This window comes from Pseudomonas sp. NPDC086251, assembly GCF_044746405.1.
In the GTDB taxonomy this organism is placed as follows: Bacteria; Pseudomonadota; Gammaproteobacteria; order Pseudomonadales; family Pseudomonadaceae; genus Aquipseudomonas.
This window is the reverse complement of the sequence record NZ_JBIVBY010000043.1, coordinates 1-16,306: the sequence shown is the minus strand read 5'-3', so window position 1 is coordinate 16,306 and position 16,306 is coordinate 1. Positions and strand designations below refer to the sequence as shown.

Here is a 16,306-nt window from a genome sequence, read left to right as displayed (position 1 = left end):
TCCCACATGTCCGGCGCCTGCCATGCTGACGTGGGCGATCTTTCGGTCCCATACGCATGAGATTTGCTCAAGCGGGCCTGCGGTTTTGTGCTTTGACCCGATTCCCTTCCGCCGACTACAACAGCCATTCGTTTGTCATTCATGGGGACCAGCAGATGCCTGAAAGCAAAACCGGATTGCCCGCCAGCGTCGCGGTGACACTGGCCACGTGTTGCGGCTTTTCGGTCGCCACCATCTACTACAACCAGACCATGCTGCCGCTGATTGGCGCCACGTTCAGCATCTCCGGCGCCCATGTCGGCCAGATCGCCATGCTGACCCAACTCGGCTACGCGCTGGGCCTCTTGCTGTTTGTGCCGCTGGGTGACCGGATCACCCGTCGCTCATTGATCCTCGGCATGCTGAGCCTGAACTTCCTCAGCCTGATCGCCTCCGCCATCGCACCGACTTATTCGATGTTGCTGTTGGCCAGCGTGGTGCTGGGCCTGTCGGCGGTCAGCGCGCAAATCATCATTCCCGCCGCCACCGCCCTCGCCCATCCCGACCAACGGGGCAGCGTATTGGGGATGATGGTCAGCGGCTTGTCAGCGGGCGGTCTGTTGGCGCGGGCCTTGAGTGGCGCGGTCAGCACCTGGATTGGCTGGCGCGGGATGTTCTTCGCCGCTGCCGCCATGAATGTGCTGTTGTTCGTGGCGATCCTGATGCGCATGCCGGCGACCGCGCCGTCCAGCACCCTGCCTTATCTGGACCTGATGAAGTCGATGTGGAAACTGCTGCGTGAGCATCCGACCCTGCGTCGTTCTTCGTTGACCGGCGGATTGATCTTCGGTGCGTTGAACGTGTTCTGGGGTTCGATGGCCTCGTTGCTGGCGCTGGAGCCGTACCAGTATTCCAGCGGCCAGGCCGGGCTGTTCGGGCTCTCGGCCATCGTCGGGATTTTCGCCGCCTCTTACCTCGGCCGTCTCACTCAGCACTACGGCATCAAACTCAGTTACCTGGGAACCGGCACCGTGCTGTTGGCCTTCATTGCCTTGTACCTCGGCGGTGCTGCGGGGTTCTGGTGGTTGATCCTGATCTGCGCCACGGCGCTGGACATCGGCAACCGCGCCAATCAACTGGCCAACCAGGCACGGATCCTGGCGCTGGCACCGGAAGCGGTCAGTCGCCTGAATACCGTGTTCATGGTCACCTACTTCACCGGCGGTGCCCTGGGCTCGGCACTCGGTGCCAGCGCTGCCGGGTTTTACGGCTGGCAAGGTCTGGCAGTGGTGGGTGCGGTGTTTGCGGTGTGTGGGTTGATGGCGATCGTGTATGCCCGACAAGCCGAAAAAACCCGGGCAGTCAGCTGAGGAAAACTGTAGGAGCGAGCTTGCTCGCGATGGACGTCAACGATAACGCGTGTGTGCTGGATATACGCGTCGTCCTCAAGTCCATCGCGAGCAAGCTCGCTCCTACAAGGGTAAAGCTCGATCAACGCAGTGGCTGTCCCCGCGTCTCCGGCATCCGCAGGTAAACCACGGCGCTGATCGCGCTGATCACCGCCAGGTAAATCCAGAACAATCCGCCATAGCCCCAACCCGCCATCGCGGCCATCAGGTAGGGCGCTGTACCGCCGAACAAGGTCACCGACAGTGCATACGGCAAGGCAATTCCAGTCACGCGAACCTCCGCCGGAAACTGTTCAGCCATGGTCACCGCCGACGCGGCGCCGAAGCCGGTCATGATCACCATCGACACGGTCTGGATCAGTGTCACTTCCATCAGGCTGATCCCGACGTGCAGCAATCCAAAGCTCGGCCACGCCCAGAGGATCGAGGCGATGGCGAAGGCAATCAGCACCGGACGCCGCCCGACCCGATCCGCCAGTTTGCCGGCGAACGGCAACAACACCAGCGAGACACCCACGGAAATCACCCCAGCCAGCAAGGTGTCGCGGATCGACATCCCGGTGATCAGGTGCACCTGATTGGGGTAGCTGACCATCCACACGTAGTTGAGCAGGTTGCCGGCCATGGCGATGCCGATCACTCGCATGGCGTCGCGGCGATGGCTGAACAGCAGTTCACGGATCGGACGTTTTTTCGCGTGGCTGGCGATCTTCGATTTGAAGATCTCGGTCTCCCGCACCGACAGGCGAATCCACAAGGTGACCAGGCCCATCAGCGCAGCAATCACGAACGCCACGCGCCAGCCCCAGTCGTAGAGCGCGGTGTCGCTGCCCATCGACGCGAGGGCGAAGCCCAGCAGGAACGAGACCAACGTACCGGCGTTAATGGCGAACCATTGCCACGACCCGGCGAACGCCCGGCGATGCGGCGGTGCCGACTCGATCAGAAACGCCGAAGCGGAGCCAAACTCACCCCCCGCAGAGAAACCCTGCACCAGTCGCGCCAGCACCAGAATGATCGGCGCGGCAATGCCGATGCTTTCATAGTTGGGGCAGATGCCGATCACCAGCGAGGCGATGGACATCAGCAGGATCGACAGTGTCAGGCCTTTTTTGCGGCCGTAGCGGTCGGCCAGTTGACCGAGCACGGCGCCGCCGATGGGGCGCATGATGAAGCCGACGGCGAACACCGCCAGCACCGACAGCAATGCGGTCACGCCGTCACCGGCAGGGAAAAATTGCTTGGCGAGGATGGAGGAAAATGTCGCGTAGATCACCCAGTCGGTGTACTCGACGATGGTGCCGAGGGTGGCGGCGACGATTGCTTTCTTCTCGGCACCGGTTAACTGACGACCCTGCGTGTGCGGCGCCGTCGTTGCGGTGGATGACGATGGCAGTGCACCGTCCACAGTGTTGGAATTGCTCATTTTTACGGCTCCCGTGGGCGCTATTATTGTTGACCTTTGGACGCGGCCTCAGCGTTGCTACGGGAGAAAATATCCGGCGTTGGCGCCTGCTCGTGAAGCGAGTTTTAAGAGCGGTTCGGTTGACTAAAAATCAAGTCACTGCGTTGAGATTTTCTCAACGGACGCCCCTTTAAAACTCGGTTGAAGCGAGTTCGGCGAGGGGGTGTAAATGCACGTCATCATGGGGCTGCCCACGACTTCCCCCATGCACTGCACTGCTTCGATAAAAAAAGTCCCACGAGGAGAACCCTGCAATGTTCGAGCAAACCCACAGCTTCATCGATGGGCGTTCCGTGCCACCGCTGGACGGCCAATACGAAGACAAGATCGACCCGCGCACCGGCGAAAAACTCAACGAAGTGGCGAGCAGCAGCCCGGCCGACGTGGCCATCGCCATCGATTCCGCCGCCGCTGCGCTGCAAGCCTGGCGTGATCGGCGACCTGCCGAACGCGGGCGCATCCTCAACGATTTCGGGCGCTTGATCCGCGCCAGCGAAAACACCCTCGGCGCCCTGGAACGGGCCGAGACCGGCAAGCCCGGCCGTGAAATGGCTACGCTGATGGACCTGACCGCGCAGTACTTTGAATTCTACGGCGGCATCGTCAATGTCATGGACGGCGAAGTGATCAACCAAGGCCCGAATTACCACGTCTACACCCGCCGCGATCCCTTCGGCGTGATCGGCGTCATCCTGCCGTGGAACGCCCCGCTGCATCAGGCCGCCCGGGCCATCGCGCCAGCATTGGCCACCGGCAACACGGTGGTGGCGAAACCGTCCGAACACACCTCGGCATCGCTGGTGGAACTGGCGCGCATGGCGATCGAGGCCGGCATTCCGCCCGGCGTGTTCAACGTCATTGTCGGCAAGGGCAACGTCATCGGGCCGGCCATGGCGCACAACCCGCACATCCGCAAAATCTCCTTCACCGGCGGCATTCGCGCTGGTCAGGAATTGGGGCATATCGCAGCGGATCGCATCCTGCCGCTGACCTTGGAGCTGGGTGGCAAGTCCGCCAACATCGTGTTCGACGACGCCGACCTCGACGCCGCCGCCAAAGGCTCAACCCTCGCCTTCACCTGGAACAGCGGCCAATGGTGCGCCGCCGGGACACGCTTGCTGGTGCAGGAATCGATCTACGATCGCTTCGTCGACAAACTGCTCGCCGAAGTCGGCCAGCTGCGAGTTGGCCCGCAGGATGACGCCACCTCCGGCCCGATTACCACCCATGCGCAGTTCGAGAAAATCCAGAGCTACTTCGCCATCGCCGAACGCGAAGGCCTGACCCCGGCCATCGGCGGCAAAGTCGCCAGCCATCCGGGTTTCGAAAATGGCTGGTACATCGAACCGACGGTCTACACCGGCGTGACCAATGACATGACCCTGGCCCGGGAAGAAATTTTCGGCCCGATTGTGTGTGTGATTCCGTTCAAGGATGAAGCCGATGCGTTGCGCATCGCCAACGACAGCGAGTTTGGTTTGGGTGCCGGAATCTGGAGTCGCGACATCGGCCGCGTGCACCGCGTCGCCGCGAACCTGGAAGCCGGACGCATTGTGGTCAACGAATACAGCGGCGGCTTCGTGCAGACCCCGTGCGGCGGGTTCAAACAGAGCGGTTACGGCCGTGAGCAAGGCGTAGACGCGTTGTCGCATTACACACAACTGAAGTCGGTGATCATCCGCCTCTAAAGCGATATCGCTCGCGATGGACGTTAACGAAAACGCACGTTTCCTGGATAAACGCGGCGCTCTCAGGTCCATCGCGAGCGAGCTCGCTCCTACAAGGGGGTTGCCGGCGTTTGGATCAATGGATTACCACAGCGCCAGCGAGTAGCTGACGATCAACCGATTCTCATCAATATCACTGGAAAAATTGCTCCGAGCGCTGGCGTTTTTCCACTTCAAGCCGAGGTTCTTCAACGGTCCGCTCTGGATCACGTAGCCCAACTCGGAATCGCGCTCCCACTCCTTACCCGCCGTAGTACGCGTGCGCACGCTGACGTCATCGCCTGATACATAGCGAGTCATGAAGGTCAGTCCAGGAATGCCCAACGCGGCAAAGTTGTAGTCGTACCGCGCCTGCCAAGAACGCTCATCCTGGTTACCGAAATCATTGATCTGCACCAGGTTCACCAAATAGCCGTCGGTGCCATTGATGTTGGCGAAACCGGTGTCGCCACTCATGCGTTGATAACCCAAGCCCAGTGCATGACCGCTAACGCTGTAGGTGAACATCGCGCCCAGCGCCGAGTTATCGACATTGCTGCCGCCCTCGTCGAGGCTGCGCGCCCAGCGCAAATCGGAACTCAACGTCTGCCCTTCGCTGATCGTCCATTTGTAGTTAAGGGTCAGGTAATGCTGCTGGTAAATCCCCTCCAGCTCCCCGTAGTGGTACGCCGTACTCAGCGCTGGCGACCAACGATACGTGGCGCTGGCAAAGTCGAAGCGGTCGCTGGTGGTGTGGCGCCCGAGGCGGATGTTACGCGACACACCGTTGTAGACGCTCATGTCCTCGTTGTCGGAAGAGTTGCGCAATTTGGTCTGGTCGAGCCGACCGAGGTCCAGGGACAGGTTGTCGATATCGGCACTGTTGAGCCAGGCGCCGCGAAAGGTTTGCGGCAGCAGGCGCGAATCGTTGTACATGACCACCGGGATTTTCGGCAGCAAGGTTCCGACTTTCAGCGTGCTGCGGGCCATGCGCAGTTTGCCGGTCGCGCCGAGTGCACCGTACTCATCTTCGGCGCGTCCGCCCGGCCCGCGCGCGGTGTTCAGCAGGCCGGTGCCGGTGCGGTCCGGCGAGGAATCGAGCTTGATTCCCACCAGCCCGATGGCGTCGAAACCGACGCCGATCAGTCCTTCGGTGTAACCCGACTCAACTTTCAGGATGAAGCCCTGCGCCCATTCCTCGGCCTTGCTCTGGGCCACGCCGGACTGGCGGAAATCGCGGTTGAAGTAGTAGTTGCGCAGCTCCAGGCCGGCTTTGCTGTCCTGAAAAATATCGGCACACGCCGGATTGAGTACGGTGCTTGCCGCGATGCAAACGGCAAGGCGTGGAACCACTGGGAAACCCTTGGGTAAGGCGTTGTTCATGGGCGTGTTTCTCTTATTGTTGTCAGGTTCGGCATCGCGCCAGACAGACGCGTGGAGGCCGATCCTGAAAGCCCCGCCGCTGGCCGGCAATCGAGAAAAACACGCCCTTTCCTTGAGTTTTAATCAAGTGGGTTTAGGCTCTGGGTTACGTACACTGCGCGCCGCTCCTCCCATAAGAACAAGAGTTTGCCCACTATGGATCGTCTGCCTCCTCTCAATGCCATCCGTGCCTTCGAGTCTGTCGCCCGGCATTTGAGCATCACCGTGGCTGCCGACGAATTGAACGTCACTCCCGGTGCAGTCAGTCGGCAGATCCGAACGCTGGAAGAGTTTCTCAAGCTCGATTTGTTCGTGCGCGGCCACCGCCAGATCACCCTGACCGCCGCGGGTGAGGAATACTTTCGTGCCGTGGCGCGAGTGGTCGAAGACTTGCGCGGCGCCACCAAAAAGCTCATGTCACCGCCGCGCCGGCGTCAGCTCAAGGTGCGCGCTTACACCACGTTTGCCATGCAGTGGTTGATTCCGCGACTGGCGAGTTTCCATGCGCAGAATCCGAAAATTGAAGTGCTGCTGACCGCCTCGCTCGACCCGGTGGATTTCTACAAGGAAGACATCGACGCCGCGATCCGCCTCGGCTCCGGCGAATGGCCGAACTGCAATTGCTACGTGCTCAGCGATAACCAGTTGGCCCCGGTGTGTAGCCCATCGCTGTTGCAACACGGCCCGGGCTTGCACACCCCGGCCGACATCGCCAACTACACCATGTTGCATTCAATCGCCCGCCTCGAAGACTGGCGTTATTGGCTGGAAGCTTGCGATGTCAGTCGTGAAGTCGATGCACACGCCGGCATGACCTACCAAAGTTCATCGATGGTTTATGCCGCGGCGGTCGGCGGCCAGGGCATTGCCATGGCGCAGCTGTTCCTGGTGAGCAAGGAGTTGCAGGAGGGCAGCCTGATCCGGCCTTTCGAGCAGGCGGTGGACATGGGCGTGTACACCTATTACCTGCTGACGCCGCGGCACCGCGAAGAGAGTGATGACCTGCGGATTTTTCGTGAATGGCTGCTCGAGCAGACACGCATTGCCCGCGATCAGGCTTGAGATTTAGTCAAGGTACAGCGGCGTAAAACTGCTTTGTCGCTCAATTGTCGGCGTGGCTAGCATGGGTCTCCCACCACAAAAAAGAGACCTGTCATGACGACGCCTTCCATCGGTTTTATCGGCCTTGGTGCCATGGGCCAGAAAATGGCCCGCCATCTGCTCGACAAGGGTTTTGACCTGCACGTGTCCGATCCCAATCCCCAGGCCCTGGCGCCTCTGCTTGAACGCGGTGCTCGCAGCTATTCCACACCAAAGGGCGTCGCCGATCATGCGCAGATCGTGCTGGTGTGCGTGCCCACGCCGGACATTGTCGAACGCGTCGTATTGGGTGCGGACGGCGTGATCCACGGCCAGCAGATCAACATCCTCGTCGACCACTCCACCACCGGCCCGAGCCTGGCTAGACGCCTGCAGGCTGAGCTGGCCGAACGCGGGATTGCCGCGCTCGATGCGCCGTTGGCCGGCGGTGTCGCGGGTGCGCAGAACGGTACGTTGTCGGTGATGGTGGGCGGTGATCTTGGCGCTTATGAGCGTTGTGTGCCGGTGTTCGCAGCGTTCGGCAAGAAGGTCGAACACCTGGGCACCGAGCCGGGGCTGGGTCAGACCTTGAAGCTGGTCAACAACATGATCGTTGCCGCCACGCTGGTGGCGACCAGCGAAGCCATGCTGTTCGGGATCAAGGCCGGGCTCGACGCGCGGCAGATGGTGGAGATGCTCAATGCCAGCACGGCGCGCAGTTTTACCAGTGAGCAAATCCTCGCCGGGACCGTGATGCGCCGGGAGTTCGATTTCGGATTTCGCCTGGATTTGATGCGTAAAGATGTTCGGCTGTTTCTGGCGGAAGCGGAAAATGCCGGGGCGCCGGCGTTTACCAGTTCGGTGGTGAAGCAGTTCTTTGATCAGGCGTTGAGCGAGGGCGATCCGGCGCGGGACATGACCCATGTAGTGCAGGTGCTGGAGCGGCTGGCGGGGGCGACGCTGCAAGGCTGACAGGCCGTACCTGTGGGAGCCGGGCTTGCCCGCGAAGAGGGAGTGTCAGTCGACATCATCGCTGCCTGACACACCGTCATCGCGAGCAGGCTCGCTCCCACATTTAATCGTCGTCGTACGCAGCATTTGTGACCACCGAAAATCCACTGTGGGAGCGGGCTTGCTCGCGAAGAGGGAGTGTCAGTCGACATCATCGCTACCTGACACACCGCCTTCGCGAGCAAGCCCGCTCCCACATTTGATCGTCGTCGTTCGCAGAATTTGTGGCCGCCGAAGATCCACTGTGGGAGCGGGCTTGCTCGCGAAGAGGGAGTGTCGGTCGACATCATCGCTACCTGACACACCGCCTTCGCGAGCAAGCCCGCTCCCACATGTTTTGTGTTTTGCCACCACGATGGTTTGATTTTTTCTCAATCAACCCCGGTTTTTATATCGTTTGTCGGCCCTCCCGCCCCTGCCCGACCATGACCTCCAGCGCTCGCCCGCGAGCCCATAACAACAGGAGGTCATCATGAGTTTTTCCACGCCTATCTGGGCAGCCACCACGCCACCCGGTCTTCGCGCCTCGCGCCATCGTCACAGCGGCGACATCTTCTTTCCGGCCGTGCCTGACGAGTCGCCCCTGAGCAGTCAATTCGACGACACCGTGCTCAACACCGAAGGCCAGGTCTACAGCTTCACCATCATGCACCCGAGCCCGAAAAGCGGCCTGCCTCCGTTCGTCCTCGCCTACGTCGACCTGCCCGGTCCAGTGCGCCTTTTCGGGCGTTTGATCGGTAGCCCCCAGCGCCCCGTCATCGGCGAAAAATGCCGGGTGATCGCCGACGAAACCTTCGGCTACGTTTTCCAGTCCCTGGAGGCACGTCCATGAGCCAGATGCATGTAATGGGCGGCGCCATGACCGTCTTCGGTCGTCACCCTGGTGTGATGGCGCCCGAGTTGGCCCAACGCGCGATCCTCGATGCGGTGGCCGATGCCGGCCTGCAACTGGCCGACATTCAGGCGGTGTACTGCGCCAATGTGCTGGGCGGAATGATCCTCGGCCAAGTGATCCTGCGCGATCTGGGGCTCCAAGGCGTTCCGGTCTACAACATCGAAAACGCCTGCGCCAGTGGCGCCACCGCTGTGCATCTCGCGCGCCACGCCCTGCTGGCCGGTCAATACGAGCGCGTGCTGGTGTTCGGCATCGAGCAGCTGACAGCGTTGGGCGGCGGTACGATTCCGATGCAGCGCAACGACCGCATGACCGATCTTTACGCAACGGCCGGGATGGTGTTGCCGGCGGTCTACGCGATGCGTGCCACCCGCTTCCTCCACGAGCGTGACGCCAAGCCTGCCGATCTCGCGACGGTGGCGGTGAAGAATCGTCGTCACGGCTCGCTCAACCCATTCGCCCAGCAACGCACTGAAGTCAGCCTGGAAGAAGTGCTCGCCTCGCGGATGATCGCCGACCCGCTGACCCTGTTGCAGTGCTGCCCATCGCAAGTGGACGGGGCCGCCGCGCTGGTCCTGGGCAACAAACCCGGCCCGCACGCCAAAGACGTGAAAGTGTTGGGTTCGATCATTGTTTCGGGCCTGCGCGAGCGCGGTGACGAGGACATTCTCGATGCCGAAATCACCGCCCGCGCCGCACGCCAGGCCTATGAACAGGCCGGCGTCGCGCCAAGCGATATCGGCGTGGTCGAGTTGCACGACGCGTTCACCATCGCCGAGCTGCTGTATTACGAAGCCCTCGGTCTAGCGGCGCCGGGCGAGGCCGTGGCGCTGTTGCACTCGGGCGCCACGTCACTGGGCGGCCGCGTGCCGGTCAATCCAAGCGGCGGTCTGCTCGCCAAGGGGCATCCGTTGGGCGCCACCGGCGTCGCACAAATGGTCGAGTTGTTCTGGCAGTTGCAAGGTCGAGCATGTGACCGGCAAGCGGGCACGCCACGCCTGGGCCTGGCGCAATGCACCGGTGGCGGTATCGCCGGGGTCGATCACGCGGCATCCGCCGTGCACATCCTTGGAGTCTGAAGCCATGAATACTCATAACTTTGCAGCCGGCCAGGTCGCCGTCGTCACCGGTGCCGCTCGAGGCATCGGGTTGACCATCGCCCAACGACTGGCGCACCAAGGCGTGTTCGTCTACCTGCTGGACCGCGACGAACAGGCGCTGAACAGCAGCGTCAGCGCCTTGCAATCGGAAGACGTGCAGGTCGCCGGCATTGCCCTGGACCTGACCGTAGGTGAGTCCGTCAACGCTGCCTTCGCGCAGATTCAGCAGGCCCATGGCCGTCTGGATTTCCTGGTGAACAACGCCGGTGTGGTGCGCGACAAACGTTTCCTGAACATGACCGAACAGGATTGGGACCTGGTAGTCGACACCAACCTGCGGGCGCAATTTCTCTGCTGCAAAGCCGCCTTGCCGTTGATGCTGGAGAAAGGTTTCGGACGCATCGTCAACATGTCATCCCGGGCCTGGCTCGGCGGCTTTGGCCAGGCCAACTATTCGGCGGCCAAGGGTGGCGTAGTCAGCCTGACCCGCAGCCTCGCAATCGAATTCGCCGCCAAGGGCATCACCGTCAATGCCATCGCACCCGGCATCGTCGACACGCCGCTGTTCCAGAGCTTCGCCCCCGAAGTCCAGGCAAAACTCAAGAACACCGTGCCGGTGAAACGCATCGGCACCCCGGACGACATCGCTAATGCCGTGGCGTTTTTCCTCGACCCGGCCAGCAGCTACGTCACCGGGCAAACCCTGTATGTCTGTGGCGGGCGCAGTCTGTCATCGGCCAGTGTGTGAGGTGAATGCCATGTCAGTCACGTTCGAAACACACGGCGCCGTGGCGCTGATCACCCTCGACCGGCCGCAAGCGCTCAATGCCCTGGACCTGGACTCGCTGCAGGCCCTGCGCAGCCATCTGCTGAAAGTGCGCGACCGTCGGGACCTGCGTGCGGCCGTCATCACTGGCAGCGGTGAGCGGGCGTTCTGCGTTGGCGCCGATCTGAAGCGCACGCGGGAATCAAATGCCTCCTACGCCGAGGCGTTGTTTCTGGCCAATGAAGCGGCGGCAGACGCCGGGCTCTATATCCGTCAGATGGACCTCACCGACCTCGACCTGCACAAGCCCTTGATCGCTGCGGTCAATGGCCATTGCCTCGGCGGCGGTCTGGAACTGGCATTGCAGTGCGACCTGCGCATTGCCAGCGACAGCGCCACGTTCGGCTTGCCGGAAGCGCTGGTCGGTTCGATCCCGGCGGTCAGCGGCCTGCATCGTTTGATACGCGCCGTGCCGCCCGCCCACGCCTTGCAAATGGCCCTGACCGGGGCGCGCATTGATGCGACGCAAGCCCAGGCCATCGGTTTGATTTCGGAGCGTCTGGACAACCGCGAGGCCTTGCTGCAACGGGCGATGGCGCTGGCCGAACAGATTGCCCGCCAGGCACCGTTGGCAATCCAGGCCCTGCAAACCCTGGCCCGCAGCACCGCGCACCTGAGCGACCGCGATGCCCAACGCCTGACCGAATTGTATTGGGGCGTGCTGCGCGACACCGAGGATCGCATCGAAGGTCGCCAGGCATTTGCCGAAAAACGCGTGCCGAATTACACCGGCCGCTAGGAGGCGAACATGTTACGCAAGGCATTGGACGGTCTGACCGTCCTCGACTTCACCCAGATCGCCGCCGGCCCCACGGCCACCATGCTGATGGCCGACATGGGTGCGCGGGTGATCAAGGTCGAACCCCACGAAGGCGAGTTGGGCCGCACTCTCGGGCCAGCCTGGGTCGGCGACGATAGCGCGCTGTATCACGCGTTCAATCGCGGCAAACTGGGCTTGAGCCTGGACCTGAAACACCCGGACAGCGCGGCAGTAATCAAGCGCCTGGTGTTGCAGGCTGACGTGCTGATCGAAAGCATGCGCCCTGGCGTCATGGCGCGGCTCGGGTTGGGTTACGAGGCGTTGGCGGAACTGAAACCGGACCTGATTTACTGCTCGATTTCCGCTTACGGCCAACAAGGCCCGTACGCTGACCGGGCCGGCGTCGACGGTATTCTGCAAGCCGATTCCGGCCTGATGAGCCTGATCGGCACGCCGGGCTCAGCACCGTCGAAAGTGCAGGCGCCGGTGGTGGATGTGGTCACCGGTTACATGGCGTGCATGGCGGTGTTGGCCAAGTTGCACGCCCGGGACAACGACGGCTTGGGCGGTCACCTCGATGTCAGCCTGATGAACTCGGCACTGGCGCTGCAACAGGCGTCGCTGGCCAGTTTCCTCTGCGACGGCAAACTGCCGACCCGCATCGGCAGCGCCGCGCCCTACTCCGCGCCCAATGAAGCTTTTGAAGCGGCGGATGGCTGGCTGATGGTCGCCGCGTACAACGGCAATCGCTGGCCGGCCTTGTGCGGTGTGCTCGGACACCCGGAATGGATCGACGACCCGCGCTTCGCCAGTTCGGCGCAGCGCGTGGTGCACCGTGAAGCCATGTGCGCGGCGCTGACCGACGTGTTCCTCACCCAACCAATCGCGCATTGGTTGCAGGTGCTGCGCGAGGCCGACATCCTCTGCTCCAAGGTCAGCGACTACAACGATGTGCTGGCCCATCCACAGATCGCCAGCAACGGCATGCTGGTGGATTTGCACCATTCGCAGCACGGCGCGGTGCGGGTGCCAGGGTTTCCGATCAACAGCCTGGAAGCGGCGCAAACACCCTATGCACCGGCGCCGGAGAAGGGTGAGCACTCGTGCACGGTGTTGCGGGAATTTGCGTTTTCCGAGGAGGAGATTGAGGCATTACTGGCGTCTGATGCATTGCGCTGTTCAGAAGTAAAGATGAGATGAGCTGAGTTTTATCGCAACGACGAGCTTTTTTTGAATGCATGATTAGAAACATCCCAAGCAGAATTAGATGTTTCCACTCAGAAGAATCTTATGTTCCTTTCTAAAACAGGCTCATCGTTGAACGCTATCTATGGCATGAATTTGCAGGGCAAACCGGAAAGCGTCGCAAAAAGCAACCCGCAAGGCGTGACATTATCCGATGCGCAAAAGCAGGCGATCAGTAATGGCAGGTTTTTTGAGGCTGGCGCCAGCATGTCCTTGCTGAGCCAGCCAGGTAAAGCGGGCGATTTGTTCGACCAGCACGCCTCATCGCTGGGCACCTTGTTGAGACATGGCTTAAGCGAGCAAAGCCAGGCGGGAAGAATCCCTGTCTATTTCAACGGTAAGGAACAGCATTTGGGTGATGTATTGCGAGGCTCTATTAACCCCTTGTCGATAGACTCCGATCAGATCGGTCGGCAGATGAGTCCCGATCAAGCGCTCCATATATGGCTGCTGGATATCTTGAGCACACCGTTTCAGGGTCGGCTCGATGGATCCGGCAAACAAAGTCATGCCGAGCTTTTGACCAAGATCCGTACGTTGAGCGCGTTCGGTGATGCTATTTGGCGGTTGATGAACCCAGTAGAAAACGACAAGCAACCTGAACTCTATGCGCAACAGAAGGAAACCAATACCGTGGCCTGCACCGCTTTACTACGCGAAGCGGGTTTTGAAGCACAGGCGGACGATTTTATTGGTCGATTTAAAGAGTTTTCCGCCAAGACTCGCACACCGACATTCGACAGGCCGCTCAGTCGAGCCCGAAGTGAGCGGATGCCGATGTTGGATGTCGGCGGAACGCTAAAACCGGTTAATGGGGTGTATGAGGACGCGGCTAAATTTGGATTGGGTTTTGGCCAGATAGTGCAAAACACTGCCGATCCTGCCAGCGCCGAACAGGCTGCATTGCGTGCAGCACTAGGTGACCGCAATCAGAATATCAATGCGATCGCCCGCGAGGGTGCACCGATTTCCGACTTGAACCGCCCCTTCACCATGTCGGAGAACGACATGGAAAATATGCCTGAAGCCTATGCCCAGCTAGGTATTTCCGAGATGCTGGACCAATATGCGATGCTGCATGGCACCGGCATCAATCGCTGGCAGCTATTCGGCACGTTCGCGATGGAAAGCAATCTGCAAGGCCTGCCATCCGCAGGTGCACAATCAGGGGGAGCCTGCGACATCCTGTTGGCGCTCAATACATTAAATCCAGAACGAATGTACGGAAATTCTGAATTAGCACTGTCTGCGGGCTTGGGTATTGCCGCCTTCATGAACTTTGGCGGTTATCACACTTTTGCAGAGACGTTCCCAATAGCAGAGTCTGTTGCAGCCAACCGCCCTTACGTCCCGAGCAATCTCACTGCAGTGAATCAGCCTGACTTGTATCAACGGATGGAAAAAGCTGCCGAGTTTTGCAGTCCGCAGGGTTCCGAGCAGTTCGCGCAGTTTCGGCAGATTCACGGACAAATTCTGGAGACACTAAGGCAGCATCATCCCGATGTGGAATCGCTCGTACCTGATGTAGAGTTCCATGCCACCGCGCAGCAGATAGTGGGTTGGCGAACCTAATCCGCCATTACTATCCGGCTGGTAGGTGCTTTACTAAATAGATTCCGCCCCTGCGAGCCCCCCACCATGAACCGCAACGACCTGCGCCGCGTGGACATGAACCTGCTGGTGATTTTCGAAACGCTGATGTTCGAAAAGAACCTGACCCGGGCCGGGGAGAAGCTGTTCCTCGGCCAACCCGCCGTCAGTGCCGCGCTGGCGCGGTTGCGCGATTTGTTTGATGACCCGCTGCTGGTGCGCAACGGTCGCGTGCTGGAGCCGACCCAGCGGGCGCTTACGATCCTCCAGGAGTTGAAGCCGGCGATGGACACCATCTCCGGCGCGGTCAGCCGGGCCAAGGATTTCGACCCGTCCACCAGCCGCGATGTGTTTCGCATCGGTCTGTCCGACGACGCCGAATTCGGGCTGTTTCCGCCGCTGCTCAAGCAGATACGCGAAGAGGCGCAGAACGTCGTGGTGGTGGTGCGGCGGGTGAATTTCCTGCTGATGTCGTCGATGCTGGCGTCCGGGGAGATCTCTGTCGGGATCAGCTACACCACGGAACTGCCGGCCAACGCCAAGCGCAAGAAGCTGCGCGATTTGAGCGTGAAAATCCTGCGTGGCGATGACCGTCCCGGTGCGCTGACCCTGGATGATTACTGTGAACGTCCTCACGCCCTGGTGTCGTTTTCCGGGGATTTGACCGGTGCCATCGACACCGACCTGGCACGGATCGGCCGCTCGCGCCGGGTGGTGCTGGCGGTGCCGCAGTTTGCCGGTTTGCGCGCCTTGCTGGCCGGCACCGATATGCTGGCCACGGTGCCGGATTATGCCGCTTGCGCGCTGATCGAAGGCAGCAGCCAACTGCGCGCCGATGACCCGCCGTTTGACATCGTGTTGTCCGAACTGTCCATGGTCTGGAACGGGGTCAACGATAACGATCCGGCAGAACGTTGGTTGCGCTCGCGAATTGCCCAACACATGTCGGCGCCGCTGCCGGGGCACTGATGTATTGGAAAGACGCAGGGTCGCACTCGCGCAAGTACACCGGCAGGTCAGTGACCGGCGGCATGACCGGAATTTCGAAATACATCTGGACCACCCAGCCACGGTGATAGCTGGCGTGGTTGACCACATGCATCAACATCGCGCCGGCGCTCATGGTGCCGCTTTCGCCCGAGACAAAGCTGAACTCCACGGGCTTATCCAGCGACTCGTCGGTCTGCCGGGCGCTCCAGTCGCAGTACCAGTGATCGATGTCCTTTTGCGCCAGGCGCAAATCAGCAAGTTCGGCATGCAGCAGATCGTGGGAAGTCTTGAAGCCGTGCCCTCGGCCTTCGAGGTGGGCTTGCCAGATGCAATCCACCACATAGATGTGGTTCAGGGTGCCGATCATGTTCTTGAACACCGAGACCCGTTCCTTGTTGACCTCACCCGGCGGTAACGCGGCCAGGCTGTCAAAGAGCCGTTGGTTGGCCCAGCGCTTGTAATCGGCAAGCAGGCAGGCGGTTTTTACGTTGATCATCAGAGGTCTCCCATTGTGATGGGCGCACTGCCAAGCATAGCCCTCAGGGCGTGCAGCATCGCAGACACTGATTACCGGTAGTTTCGCCGCAACATGATCGATGTAGCAGCTGTCGAGCTTGCGAGGCTGCGTTCGGCGGCGAAGCCGTCGCGAATCCATTCACCGCGGTGTGTCAGGTGAACCGCGTGCGCAGGATTTACGACGGCTTCGCCGCCGAACGCAGCCTCGCAGGCTCGACAGCTGCTACATCTATGGTTACCCCCTTTTCTGCAATACTGTTTTTGATGCGTGTTTGGCTTGCTTTCATCTATCCGGCGTCTGAGTGGGGTTAT

At 60.9% G+C, this 16,306-nt stretch carries 14 protein-coding genes; 11 read left to right on the top strand and 3 right to left on the bottom strand.

The features are described from left to right. The first annotated feature begins 155 nt into the window (after window positions 1-155). A complete protein-coding gene (locus ACIPL2_RS31415; RefSeq protein WP_401363651.1) occupies window positions 156-1,349 on the top strand; it encodes an MFS transporter in 1,194 nt (397 codons plus the stop codon). Window positions 1,350-1,470: 121 nt separating this feature from the next. On the opposite strand, the gene ACIPL2_RS31410 is transcribed toward ACIPL2_RS31415, so the two are convergent. Further along, a complete protein-coding gene (locus ACIPL2_RS31410) occupies window positions 1,471-2,814 on the bottom strand; it encodes an MFS transporter (RefSeq protein WP_401363648.1) in 1,344 nt (447 codons plus the stop codon). Between the two features lie 293 nt (window positions 2,815-3,107). Between ACIPL2_RS31410 and ACIPL2_RS31405 the strand changes: the two genes are divergently transcribed. Continuing rightward, on the top strand, window positions 3,108-4,541 hold the full coding sequence (locus ACIPL2_RS31405; RefSeq protein WP_401363645.1) for an aldehyde dehydrogenase family protein: 1,434 nt from the start codon (window positions 3,108-3,110) through the stop codon (window positions 4,539-4,541). Window positions 4,542-4,664: 123 nt separating this feature from the next. Here the strand turns inward: ACIPL2_RS31405 and ACIPL2_RS31400 are convergent, their stop codons facing one another. Continuing rightward, entirely contained in the window at window positions 4,665-5,942 is a 1,278-nt protein-coding gene (locus ACIPL2_RS31400) for an OprD family porin (RefSeq protein WP_401363642.1), read from the bottom strand. A gap of 195 nt (window positions 5,943-6,137) precedes the next feature. Between ACIPL2_RS31400 and gcvA the strand changes: the two genes are divergently transcribed. The 9 genes from gcvA (at window position 6,138) to ACIPL2_RS31355 (ending at window position 15,457) form a co-directional block, all read left to right on the top strand. Then, complete coding sequence (gene gcvA / locus ACIPL2_RS31395; RefSeq protein WP_401363639.1) at window positions 6,138-7,043, top strand: transcriptional regulator GcvA; 906 nt, start codon at window positions 6,138-6,140, stop codon at window positions 7,041-7,043. Window positions 7,044-7,136: 93 nt separating this feature from the next. Further along, window positions 7,137-8,033 (top strand): NAD(P)-dependent oxidoreductase, encoded by an 897-nt coding sequence (locus tag ACIPL2_RS31390; protein WP_401363636.1) that lies wholly within the window; start codon window positions 7,137-7,139, stop codon window positions 8,031-8,033. Window positions 8,034-8,544: 511 nt separating this feature from the next. Then, window positions 8,545-8,904 (top strand): Zn-ribbon domain-containing OB-fold protein, encoded by a 360-nt coding sequence (locus ACIPL2_RS31385; RefSeq protein ID WP_401363633.1) that lies wholly within the window; start codon window positions 8,545-8,547, stop codon window positions 8,902-8,904. Then, complete coding sequence (locus ACIPL2_RS31380) at window positions 8,901-10,046, top strand: thiolase family protein (protein WP_401363630.1); 1,146 nt, start codon at window positions 8,901-8,903, stop codon at window positions 10,044-10,046. The genes ACIPL2_RS31385 and ACIPL2_RS31380 overlap by 4 nt, the downstream gene beginning before the upstream one ends. 4 nt (window positions 10,047-10,050) lie before the next feature. Next, a complete protein-coding gene (locus ACIPL2_RS31375) occupies window positions 10,051-10,815 on the top strand; it encodes an SDR family NAD(P)-dependent oxidoreductase (protein ID WP_401363627.1) in 765 nt (254 codons plus the stop codon). Between the two features lie 10 nt (window positions 10,816-10,825). Beyond that, on the top strand, window positions 10,826-11,632 hold the full coding sequence (locus tag ACIPL2_RS31370; protein WP_401363624.1) for an enoyl-CoA hydratase/isomerase family protein: 807 nt from the start codon (window positions 10,826-10,828) through the stop codon (window positions 11,630-11,632). Window positions 11,633-11,641: 9 nt separating this feature from the next. Next, window positions 11,642-12,853 (top strand): CaiB/BaiF CoA transferase family protein, encoded by a 1,212-nt coding sequence (locus tag ACIPL2_RS31365; protein ID WP_401363621.1) that lies wholly within the window; start codon window positions 11,642-11,644, stop codon window positions 12,851-12,853. Between the two features lie 90 nt (window positions 12,854-12,943). Continuing rightward, the gene (locus tag ACIPL2_RS31360) at window positions 12,944-14,470 is read left to right on the top strand and encodes a hypothetical protein (protein WP_401363618.1); all 1,527 of its coding nucleotides are present in this window, start codon (window positions 12,944-12,946) and stop codon (window positions 14,468-14,470) included. 66 nt (window positions 14,471-14,536) lie between these two features. Then, a complete protein-coding gene (locus ACIPL2_RS31355) occupies window positions 14,537-15,457 on the top strand; it encodes a LysR substrate-binding domain-containing protein (protein WP_401363615.1) in 921 nt (306 codons plus the stop codon). Here ACIPL2_RS31355 and ACIPL2_RS31350 read toward each other — a convergent pair. Further along, a complete protein-coding gene (locus tag ACIPL2_RS31350) occupies window positions 15,378-15,974 on the bottom strand; it encodes a DinB family protein (protein WP_401363612.1) in 597 nt (198 codons plus the stop codon). The two genes, ACIPL2_RS31355 and ACIPL2_RS31350, sit on opposite strands and share 80 nt — an antisense overlap. Window positions 15,975-16,306: the final 332 nt, after the last annotated feature.

Coding starts and splice junctions, on each gene's coding strand:
- ACIPL2_RS31415 (WP_401363651.1), top strand. CDS start 156: ATGCCTGAAAGCAAAACCGGATTGCCCGCCAGCGTCGCGGTGACACTG.
- ACIPL2_RS31410 (WP_401363648.1), bottom strand. CDS start 2,814: ATGAGCAATTCCAACACTGTGGACGGTGCACTGCCATCGTCATCCACC.
- ACIPL2_RS31405 (WP_401363645.1), top strand. CDS start 3,108: ATGTTCGAGCAAACCCACAGCTTCATCGATGGGCGTTCCGTGCCACCG.
- ACIPL2_RS31400 (WP_401363642.1), bottom strand. CDS start 5,942: ATGAACAACGCCTTACCCAAGGGTTTCCCAGTGGTTCCACGCCTTGCC.
- gcvA (WP_401363639.1), top strand. CDS start 6,138: ATGGATCGTCTGCCTCCTCTCAATGCCATCCGTGCCTTCGAGTCTGTC.
- ACIPL2_RS31390 (WP_401363636.1), top strand. CDS start 7,137: ATGACGACGCCTTCCATCGGTTTTATCGGCCTTGGTGCCATGGGCCAG.
- ACIPL2_RS31385 (WP_401363633.1), top strand. CDS start 8,545: ATGAGTTTTTCCACGCCTATCTGGGCAGCCACCACGCCACCCGGTCTT.
- ACIPL2_RS31380 (WP_401363630.1), top strand. CDS start 8,901: ATGAGCCAGATGCATGTAATGGGCGGCGCCATGACCGTCTTCGGTCGT.
- ACIPL2_RS31375 (WP_401363627.1), top strand. CDS start 10,051: ATGAATACTCATAACTTTGCAGCCGGCCAGGTCGCCGTCGTCACCGGT.
- ACIPL2_RS31370 (WP_401363624.1), top strand. CDS start 10,826: ATGTCAGTCACGTTCGAAACACACGGCGCCGTGGCGCTGATCACCCTC.
- ACIPL2_RS31365 (WP_401363621.1), top strand. CDS start 11,642: ATGTTACGCAAGGCATTGGACGGTCTGACCGTCCTCGACTTCACCCAG.
- ACIPL2_RS31360 (WP_401363618.1), top strand. CDS start 12,944: ATGTTCCTTTCTAAAACAGGCTCATCGTTGAACGCTATCTATGGCATG.
- ACIPL2_RS31355 (WP_401363615.1), top strand. CDS start 14,537: ATGAACCGCAACGACCTGCGCCGCGTGGACATGAACCTGCTGGTGATT.
- ACIPL2_RS31350 (WP_401363612.1), bottom strand. CDS start 15,974: ATGATCAACGTAAAAACCGCCTGCCTGCTTGCCGATTACAAGCGCTGG.